The sequence below is a fragment of the Pseudomonas protegens genome, from assembly GCF_003732485.1.
In the GTDB taxonomy this organism is placed as follows: domain Bacteria; phylum Pseudomonadota; class Gammaproteobacteria; order Pseudomonadales; family Pseudomonadaceae; genus Aquipseudomonas; species Aquipseudomonas protegens_B.
The window spans coordinates 390,849-399,984 of sequence record NZ_MOAK01000036.1; the positions used below are offsets into that span (position 1 = coordinate 390,849).

At 60.2% G+C, this 9,136-nt stretch carries 10 protein-coding genes and 1 pseudogene; 6 read left to right on the top strand and 5 right to left on the bottom strand.

Annotation, left to right across the window (positions count from 1 at the left end; translation table 11 throughout):
• Positions 1 to 44: 44 nt before the first annotated feature.
• Positions 45 to 1,088, top strand: coding sequence for a hypothetical protein (locus tag BLX41_RS08755; protein ID WP_123724543.1), 1,044 nt, complete (start codon positions 45 to 47; stop codon positions 1,086 to 1,088).
• 50 nt (positions 1,089 to 1,138) lie between these two features.
• Here BLX41_RS08755 and BLX41_RS08760 read toward each other — a convergent pair.
• The 3 genes and pseudogenes from BLX41_RS08760 to BLX41_RS08770 all read right to left on the bottom strand — a co-directional run.
• Positions 1,139 to 1,288 (bottom strand): annotated as a pseudogene (locus tag BLX41_RS08760) (HIT family protein); the annotation flags it as partial.
• A 5-nt stretch (positions 1,289 to 1,293) separates the two neighbouring features.
• Positions 1,294 to 1,509, bottom strand: a complete 216-nt coding sequence (locus BLX41_RS08765; protein WP_123724544.1) for a hypothetical protein — start codon at positions 1,507 to 1,509, stop codon at positions 1,294 to 1,296.
• Between the two features lie 52 nt (positions 1,510 to 1,561).
• Positions 1,562 to 1,732 carry a hypothetical protein gene (locus tag BLX41_RS08770; protein WP_019095013.1) on the bottom strand — a complete coding sequence of 57 codons (171 nt, stop codon included), beginning with the start codon at positions 1,730 to 1,732 and terminating at the stop codon, positions 1,562 to 1,564.
• A gap of 339 nt (positions 1,733 to 2,071) precedes the next feature.
• Between BLX41_RS08770 and BLX41_RS08775 the strand changes: the two genes are divergently transcribed.
• Both BLX41_RS08775 and BLX41_RS08780 read left to right on the top strand, forming a co-directional pair.
• Positions 2,072 to 2,764, top strand: a complete 693-nt coding sequence (locus BLX41_RS08775) for a tRNA (adenine(22)-N(1))-methyltransferase (protein WP_311197444.1) — start codon at positions 2,072 to 2,074, stop codon at positions 2,762 to 2,764.
• A gap of 298 nt (positions 2,765 to 3,062) precedes the next feature.
• Positions 3,063 to 4,409 carry a hypothetical protein gene (locus BLX41_RS08780; RefSeq protein ID WP_123724546.1) on the top strand — a complete coding sequence of 449 codons (1,347 nt, stop codon included), beginning with the start codon at positions 3,063 to 3,065 and terminating at the stop codon, positions 4,407 to 4,409.
• Positions 4,410 to 4,672: 263 nt separating this feature from the next.
• On the opposite strand, the gene BLX41_RS08785 is transcribed toward BLX41_RS08780, so the two are convergent.
• Positions 4,673 to 5,446 (bottom strand): DUF4365 domain-containing protein, encoded by a 774-nt coding sequence (locus BLX41_RS08785; RefSeq protein WP_123724547.1) that lies wholly within the window; start codon positions 5,444 to 5,446, stop codon positions 4,673 to 4,675.
• Positions 5,447 to 5,866: 420 nt separating this feature from the next.
• Here BLX41_RS08785 and BLX41_RS08790 point away from each other — a divergent pair, with 420 nt between their 5' ends.
• Positions 5,867 to 6,721: a hypothetical protein gene (locus BLX41_RS08790; protein ID WP_123724548.1), complete on the top strand. Its 855-nt coding sequence runs from the start codon at positions 5,867 to 5,869 to the stop codon at positions 6,719 to 6,721.
• Positions 6,722 to 6,769: 48 nt separating this feature from the next.
• On the opposite strand, the gene BLX41_RS08795 is transcribed toward BLX41_RS08790, so the two are convergent.
• On the bottom strand, positions 6,770 to 7,111 hold the full coding sequence (locus tag BLX41_RS08795) for a hypothetical protein (protein ID WP_249735863.1): 342 nt from the start codon (positions 7,109 to 7,111) through the stop codon (positions 6,770 to 6,772).
• Positions 7,112 to 7,452: 341 nt separating this feature from the next.
• Between BLX41_RS08795 and BLX41_RS08800 the strand changes: the two genes are divergently transcribed.
• Both BLX41_RS08800 and BLX41_RS34825 read left to right on the top strand, forming a co-directional pair.
• Positions 7,453 to 7,740, top strand: a complete 288-nt coding sequence (locus BLX41_RS08800) for a barstar family protein (protein ID WP_123724550.1) — start codon at positions 7,453 to 7,455, stop codon at positions 7,738 to 7,740.
• A 96-nt stretch (positions 7,741 to 7,836) separates the two neighbouring features.
• On the top strand, positions 7,837 to 9,136 hold a 1,300-nt coding region (locus BLX41_RS34825; RefSeq protein ID WP_259744576.1), incomplete at its 3' end, for a class I tRNA ligase family protein.

Genomic DNA, 9,136 nt, shown 5'->3' on the forward strand with positions numbered 1-9,136 from the left:
CCGAAGGGATCTGGCCCTCGCTGCGTTACAGATAAGGATATCCAATGAAGCCCCTGGTAAAGCGCCTCCGCCCCTTGGCTGTTCTGGTTTCAGTTGCGCTCTTGAGCGCCTGTGCCCCGCTGGGCAGTTCCGGCCTCAATGGCAGCGCCACGCAGAACCCGACCAACCAGCTCCTGGAAATCATCGATGGCGCGACCCGGGACGGTATGTCCGTGGTGCTGGTGCCGGCGCTCATGCCCAACAAGAGCGTGACCGACCTCTCCAGCTATTCCCATCGCGTCATCTTCAGCAACAAGGACCAGCCGGGCCAGGGCTACATGCAGTCCTTCGCCAATAACGACCTGGAGAAAATCAAGGAAACCGTATTTCTCTGGGACTTCCTTGAAGTGCACATCGTCCCGCCGGGAACCTACCTGATGTCCGGGGGCATTGATTACAGGATCGACAGCAGCCTGGCCCAGGTAGGCGCCGCGAAGGGCCAGCCGGCCAGCAGTGCCCGTGGTTCGGTGAACATGTCTGCGGTGCTGTATCGCCAGTTCGTCAAGGAGCAATACTGGCGCGACGCTTCCTACGCGGATACGACCCACACCCAGAATGTCTGCAGTACCGTGCATGTCGCCTCCGGCCAGTGCGTGGCCTGGCAAGAGCAGCAATACAACACGCGCCGGCAGGTGTCAGACGGCGGTTGGACCGAAGGCACCAAGATCCGTGATGTCCAGTCCATCAAGTTGAAGGCGCAGATCCCCGACGCCTACGCGCCCCTGGCCTTCAGTATCCAGCCCGGCCAGATACTGCTCAGCGACCGCTTCCACCTGAAAACCCCGGCCGTGAGCTACGACAAGAAGACTTGCAAGGCTATCGACCCGCAGAACATCAAATGCGCACTGCGGGATATCCAGGTCTACGTGAGGCCGGCCCCCGTGGAACTGGTCAAGAAGTTCAGCGACAAGGAGCTGGCGAATGTCAACGACACAGGCCGCCGGGTGCTGGCGCGTATCGAGCCGATGAAAACCCGCCTGCAAGGGGACACCGGCATGGAAGACCTGGTGTGGGGCATCCCGGTTTCCCTGAAGAAAACCGCCAGGTAAGGAGGCTAGCCCGGGGCGCGGTGAACAGCGCGCAGCGCCACGGGCCACTCCTAGTTGAACGAGCTGCGCAAGCCTTTGATGAGCTGTTCGATGGAGGAGCCTTGAATGGCTGGCGGTTGCGGGTTTTCGCCGAATTCGCGCCAGATGAACAGTGTCAGTTCCGCCCCGTCAGTCAGTGACAGGGCGTTTTCCTCATGGGCGGTGTTCAAGGCATGGGCTCCTGTTCGGGAAGGTCGCTCTTGTATTCGCCCCACTGCATGTACGCGTAATACCGGGTCATTGCTTCGAAGTGGCTGGGGGCTTCCACTTCCCACACAAGCCGGGCGTCGGGGTGAAGCAGTTTGCGTGCGGTGTTTCCCTGTGGGCCGCCCAGACAGAAGGTCTGGCAGTCATCCGGTTCCATCCAGAGTTGGTAGTTCATCTCTTGCGCTTCTGAGTGTGGGGGAGGCTATCGTCGTTGTGGCTCGAGCAACCTAGATCGAGCCGACCGAACGCAGATATTTCCGTGCCTGAGGGCTGGTGATCTTTTCGGGTTCAAGCACATACAGCGAGCTCCAGAGCGGCGGTAAACCCAGTTCCTCCATGTAGGACGTGAAGCTGTTGAAAGGCTCGGTGCCAATGACCTCGGCGCTGAGCCAGAGCAACTCGCACTCCTGGCAAAGGTGCAGGATTTCCTGCGTTGCCCGCACTTGAACCTGGGTTACTTCGCCTTGTTCACATTCCGGACACAGCATTTTTTCAGCTCCCAAATGGGCGCGCAGTCTATCACTGACCAGGTTGCACGCGGCCAGCTACGAAGGTTTGCCTGCGCTCAGAAACCCGCCATGGAGGACGCTGCTTTCGACCCTGTCCGCAGCGGGCCTTTGCTGTACCCGCATCCCCGGCCCCGGTCGCATAAATTTGAAATGCCCGGCATTGCTCGCCAGAATCGCCCCCCGATCCGGTCCAAAGTGCCGGACCTTGCTGGTGAAAAGGGGCTGCATTTGAATCAACAGACATTGTCCATGCGCCTGGCGCGCGTGGCAGCGCATGTGCCAGCCGGCGCACGCCTGGCCGATATCGGCTCGGATCACGGCTATCTGCCGGTGGCCTTGCTGCTGCGCGGCAGCATCAGCGCGGCGGTGGCCGGCGAGGTGGCGTTGACGCCGTTCCACGCGGCCCGGCGCACGGTGCGCGACAACAGCCTGGAGCAGCAGGTCAGCGTGCGCCTGGCCGATGGCCTGGCGGCGATCGAACCGGACGACGCCATCAGCGCCATCAGCCTGTGCGGCATGGGTGGCGAGACCATCCGTGACCTGCTGGAAGCCGGCAAGGGGCGCCTCAATGGCCAGGAGCGGCTGATCCTGCAGCCCAACGGTGGCGAGCAGCCGCTGCGCCAGTGGCTGATGGACAACGGCTACCGCATCCTGTGCGAAGAGGTGCTGCGGGAAAACCGTTTCGACTACGAAATCATCGTCGCCGAGCGCACAGGGCCGGTGAGCTACAGCCCCCGGGAGCTGTACTTCGGCCCTCTGCAACTGCAGGCCCGCAGCCCGGCGTTCCTGGCCAAATGGCAGCGCCTGCTGCGCCTGAAACAGCGCACCCTGGAGAACTTCAGCCGGGCACAGGCGGTGCCGGAGGTGAAGGTGCAGGAGATCGACCAACAGGTGCGCTGGATCCGCGAGTTGCTGGCTTGAGCCGGGAGCGGGCAGGAGGTTCACTGGCAAGACTCTTGAAGATCTGCGGGGAGTGATCATGGAGAGAGGCTCAAGCAAATGGACGTGCAAGTGGTTGGATATCCACCGCATTGAGCAGAGGCTTGATGCAGGGATTGGCACTCGCTGACCTTTCAGGCCTCGGTGAATCGCCTGTGGAGAGCGTCCTGCAAGGGCGCGAGGGCCACTCTCCCTGGTCGGGATTGGAAAAAACCGTTCCTCTCACCTTAACTACGATGGCGCTATCAAAGCGCTATTACCTGATGAGAGGGACAGCATCATGCAAATGAAGGGATTTCTGGTGCTAGGGCTGGTGCTGCTGACAGGTTGCCAGAGCGAGCGTCCACAACCAGGAGCCATTGCTCGGGAGTGGGCGATGAATACCATCCAGATGGGGATCAAACCGGTGTATCCCCTCACCGAGATGTCGCCGGGGGATGTTTTTCTGAGTGTTGGATACAGCGTCGATTCGATGGCGGATATTCCGACCAAGGCTTTCGATATTCAGCCGATCATTTATGCCAACCTGGATCTCAGCAATGTCCCTACCCATGAACAGGAGCCCGGGCGTTTCATTTATCCGCTCGATAACTCGGACAGCCAGAAGCCAGCCTTCAAAGCGTTGACAAACAGCAAGGGCAGGGTCAATTGCAGTGTTTCCTTTCCGGGCTTCAGCTTCGCATCAACGTTGGACTACAACCTGGGGGCAGACATTCCTACCAGTGTTTGGGCCGCCATGTTTTCCACGGCCCACCAATCCAAGTATTCGGTGTCCTACTCTGTTCCCAGCAGTCAGTGCGTCAGGATTCAAGCCTCACGGCTGATGCCACTTGCCAGCCAGTACTTGTACAACCTGGATGCTGCGCAAATGACCCATATGAAAAATACCTCCATGTCGCTGGCCATCCCGGCAGACCTGAGGAAGAAATACAACGCTCGTCCGATTGTTGTCATTCCTTACATTGTGTACTCCGCCGATGCGCTCGACGTCACGATCAACGCGCTGGATGGCTCCAGTACCCAGCTCAGTGCCACGGCACTTGCGCTGGTGCAGCTCAGCGATAAAAAGCAGCTGCTGGAAACGAAAATTCGTCAATTGGGAGGGCAACCGGCATCTGAGGGCGAGGCCGGCAAGGCCGCGGCTGAAGGTGAGGCTGCTGTTCCGAGCCCGTCTGAGCAAGAGGGGCAGGAACCGAAGGTGGCCACTGCCGGCGACAGCGCCCAACCCAAGACGGTAGCGGGGCAACAAGACACGTCGCAGGGTGCGCTCCCTCAACAAGACACACTCGCTTCGCTGCAAGCGCAACTGACCGCTGTCGAGCAGCAGCTCAAAGCCACCGTTCAAGCCAGCACCCCGTCGTTGCCTGGAGTAACCGGTAGCGTCACCCGGCTTTCAACGACCGGCATCACTCTCCATCAGGTGTTCAATCCCCCCTTGGCGATGGGCTATAGAGCGTTGCAATTCGAGTTGCCTGGCTATGCGCATAGTCAGGCAGTACCAACGGATGATTTAACGCCATTTCTCGAGCAGAGAAAGGCGCTGAGTTCGCGCACACGCGATACGCTCCCCGCGCAGCCACAGAAGACGCCCCCGCCAAAGGCGGTCTACTACAGCCCATTGCAGTAGGATTCACGGTGTCAGCGCGCAGCGATGCCCGGTGCTTGCGCGCTGCTCGGAGCGACTGGCGCTAATCATGATCTGCCGGCCAGGGCGGGTGAGTCTGGCCGGCAGCTCATGGCAACAGGCAGTGACGAGGTTGAGCTCGCTCAAAGCAGCTTGGTTGCCGATACGGCTGTCTTGAGGCTGATACAGGAGGCGCTACGGGCTGCGTATCGCGCGGGTCCGGCGTCGCCAGAGGCGTTGGCCGGCGCCAGCGTTCAGTCGATAGGTTATCGACCTTCTGCGATAAATTTTTTGATCTCACCGTCCCCGTGCTTGTCATCATCCCAGTCTTGAGCCATTTCCCCGTGCTCCATGCAATCACGCAGACGGCCGATTGCGTCGTCGAAGTCATCGTTTATTTGCTCGAACTCGTCTCTGCCCAACCCGGTTTTAAAAACCAGGGTTTGCGCGCGGATTAACTCGGATTGGTAACCTGAGCGGCGCCGCATGAGGTCAATGAGTTCGTTGGGGTCCACGTCTCCACTGGGGCTGTTAATGGCCTCTTTGATAGCGGTGATACCTTTCAGTACAACGTCAAGGTGCGACTTAATGGATATCAAGGCAGCTTCTTCGGTAGCCGCCTTGATGATATCGGCACTGTTGATGTTGAAGTGCTCGGCAGTTCTATCGAAGTCAATGCGTATGGAGCCGTCTTCTGTCTCGTGATAGGTGTGCTGTTGTTTTATCTTATGCAGGAACATGCTGTGATTTTGCAGATCTACCAGTACCGCAAAGACTGGCGTTTCCATCTCTCTCCAGTAACGAAGTTGTTCTTTACTGACATATCTATAGGATATTTTCTCGCCTTCCTCGGTGGCCTTTATCTGAAAGGCGGCAAATTTGCCGGTGCTGTTGCGATCGACATCAAGTATTTCAACCTGCGCATCGATACCGATGTCGATATCGAACAGTCGGCAAGGCCAACCAAGAGTGCGAGTAATCTGATAAGCAAAAAAATACTCTCCAGCATCTCCAGTCGCCGTTTTTTTTGGATACTTCATGGCTTTCCTTGGCTTAAGCAGCTGTAAGTATTGATGATGCCCTCAAGGGGGCTTTGCTGGCAGGCAAACTACCTGGCAGGCAGGGACAGAGCAACCTCGAACAATAGGATATGGCCAGACTTAGGTCGGGCGATGTTCGAAGAGCCGTTCATCAGCGACTTCCGCATGTCGCAACATTCAAGCGGTATTGGAGTGAGCGGCCGATGTTTGCCATTTGCCAGTATCTTGTCGGCATCGAAAGGCTGTCTATATGATTGCCTCGTCTTCAGGGACACCACTTGTGTGGTCCTGAATCCGACTCCAATGCTTGAGAGCGGAAACAGCCTGGGCCAGTGCCTCCTGCAGGTGAGCGTCAGCTGTTTTTCCATCAGAGGGATGTGGCTCCAGGTTTTTTTCAGGCTCTACAGGGATGTTCAAACGATGAAAAACAGGTTCAAAGCCGAATCGCCCATGCACAACGCTTTCGGCAAGGCACTTGCCGCTCTGGCGCTGCTGACATTCACTCTCGCGGCGCCAGCGCTGGTCCAGGCCAAGGACGCACCGATCCCCCCCGGTGCGGTGCTGGCGGTGATGCAGAACGTCGAGGTTCCCGAGGCGAATGAAGAGGTGGAGCTGGAGGACGGTGTCACCGCCACATTCTGGTACGGCAAGGAGCTGGACTTCGACGGCAAGCATTACTACGCGGCGTTTGTCTGGCACACCCGGGACAGCGCGGCCCGCCAGGGCGAGGATTTTGCCGCGCCCGAAGTCCAGGTGCGGCTGGCCGATGCCACCTTCGAACTCACTCATCCAGGCCAGACGCCGGCCTATTCCATACTGAGTATCGAGCGCAAGATCGGCTTCTTTGGCGGCCGGGAAAAGCCCGAGGAGGTGGACACCAAGCGCCAGGCCCTGGAACACCGCACTGCCGACGGGCGCCTGCTGTTGGCGGTGCCCACGGCCACCTTTGAGGACGGCATCGTCACCAAGGGCTATACGCTGTTCGTGTTCAATCCGAACAAGAAACCCGAAGACGATGGCTGGATCTGGTCCCATGTCGGCCAGGTGCGCACCGGCGAGGACAATTCGGCGGCCTGCGACGACGGCGCGGTGATGCCTTGCATCGGCAGCGACGGTGAGCTGAGTTTCGTCGCCGGCCAGGAGTCGCTGCCGCAAGTGCAGGTCAAGGTCAGCGGCACCACCTTCCAGGGGCCGGAAAAAGTCCGTCCGCTGGCGGCGGCCGACAACCTCACCTATGTCTATGACAGCAAGACCCAGCAGTACATCAGTCACTAGGTTGCGCCGAGGCTTTTGCGAGGCCGGCCGCTGAGCGGGTCGTGCTACTCAGGCATGGGCATCAACGCCGATCCTGGCCTGCAACCAATCCTGGTAGAGCAAGGGGCTGTCCGTGGACTGGCCGGCGTTCCTGGCGATGAGGGTCTTGCCGTCCAGGCGGCCGATTTCCATCAGGTATTGCAGGCCCTTGAGCACGTGGGTGGCGTCGCTTTTATCGAGTGATGCCACATCGGGCAGTTCGACGCTGTTGCTCTTGTCGTCGAAGGTCGCCCAGGTAGGGGTGGTTCTGTATTGGGCTATCAGCTTTGCGTTCGAAGCCTGCGACTCAAGAAAGTTGGCGTCGATCTGCGCCTGGATCTGCGGCGTTGCGTTTTCGACTTGAATCTTCATGGACTTCACCGTGCCACTCTCCAAAGCCCGGGTGATTCCCTTGAGGCCCATAGCGACGAGTGATGGGGTACTTGAGATGCTTCCTGTCATGTGACGACTCCCTGGTTGGTAGCGGCAAGCGGAGCAAAAGTCGGGCCATGGTCCGGCAGCCTTGTGCTGTGCAGTTCTGTACGGTGTTCGTGGCGTTGCCGGGACAGTTCAGTGGCAGGGGCTGGCCGAAGCTGGCAAGGGATTGCCGTGAGCGCTGTCGTGCTTGGTTGGTTGAAGCGCTTGCGCAGGCGTCCTCAAGCGATGGCATCGGTTATGCTGGCGGCCCATGAACCGGAGCAGAGGTACAGAACATGACGCGCCTGCCGTGGCTGGAAATTGATGTGCGTGACCTGGGCACGGCCCGTGAACTGCACCTGGCCTTGCGCGATGCCTTGGGTTTTCCCCAGTGGTATGGCTGTAATTGGGATGCCTTCTGGGATGCCATTTCCGGTCTGGTGGAGATGCCGCTGCAGTTGCGGATCAGGGGCTGGCACAGCCTCTCTCAGCGTTTGCCGGACGATGCGCGACTGATGGAACAATGCCTGCTGCGCTTGCAAAGCCAGTACCCGGCATGGGCTGCGGACCTGCAGTTCGATTGAACGAAGATGCAAAAAAGGGACGCTTGGGCAATTTACTAATCCCGCGCGATCCTCTATAAATTTCCCCTTCGGCGCCGATTCTTGCGGTGCCTCCGGGTGATAACAGGAGGATGCTATGTCACCGTTAAACGTGTAACCCCAACGCTTTGCCCCATCGCCACACCCTCGCTTGAATACCTCGAAACACGCTGGTCCCAGCGCTGGCTGGAAGAGGGCACCTACGCCTTCGATCGCAGTGCCACCCGGGACGCGGTCTACTCCATCGACACACCACCACCCACGGCCTCGGGCTCATTGCACGTCGGCCATGTGTTCAGCTACACCCACACCGACATCATCGCGCGCTTCCAACGCATGCGCGGCAAGGCCGTGTTCTACCCCATGGGCTGGGACGACAACGGCTTACCCACCGAGCGCCGGGTCGAGAACTACTACGGCGTGCGCTGCGATCCCCTGGCGCCTTACCAGCCGCAGTTCCAGCCACCGGCCCGGGTCGCCGAGCGGCGCGCCGACTATGCGGCAATCAGCCGGCGCAACTTTGTCGAGCTGTGCCATCAGCTGACCGCCATCGACGAGCAGGCCTTTCGCAGCTTGTTCATGCAACTGGGCCTGTCGGTGGACTGGGGCCTGACCTACGCCACCATCGATGAGCGTGCGCAGCGGGTCAGCCAGCGCGCCTTGCTGCGCAACTACCGGCGCGGCGAGCTCTACAGTCAGCAGGCTCCCTGCCTGTGGGACCTGACCTTCCAGACCTCCGTGGCCCAGGCCGAACTGGAGGAGCGGGAGGTAGCGGGGGCCTATCACGACCTGCTGTTCCAGGGCATCGAAGGTGAGGATTTGCCCATTGCCACCACCCGCCCCGAATTGCTGGCGGCCTGTGTGGCGCTGGTGGCGCACCCGGACGACCCGCGTTACCAGGGACGCTTCGGCCAGCACCTGCGTTCGCCGTTGTTCGAGGTCGAGGTGCCGTTGCTGGCTCACGCCCTGGCCGACCCGCAGAAGGGCAGCGGGCTGGCGATGGTCTGTACCTTTGGCGATCTGACCGATGTGCTCTGGTGGCGCGAGCTGCAGTTGCCCACCCGTTCGATCATCGAGCCGGACGGTCGGCTGCTGGCCCAGGCGCCCGATTGGCTGACCACGCCGCTCGCGCGCCAGGCCTATGCAGCCCTGGCGGGGCGCAGCCTGCCCCAGGCGCGCAAGTTGTTGTTGACGCAGTTGCGCGAATGCGGCGCCTTGCTCGGCGAGCCGCGACCGATCCGTCACGGGGTGAAGTTCTTCGAGAAGGGCGATCAGCCCCTGGAGATTGTCGCCACGCGCCAGTGGTACCTGCGCAATGGTGGGCGCAGCGAGGCGCTGCGCCGGCAGTTGCTCGAACGCGGCCAGGGGCTGGACTGGC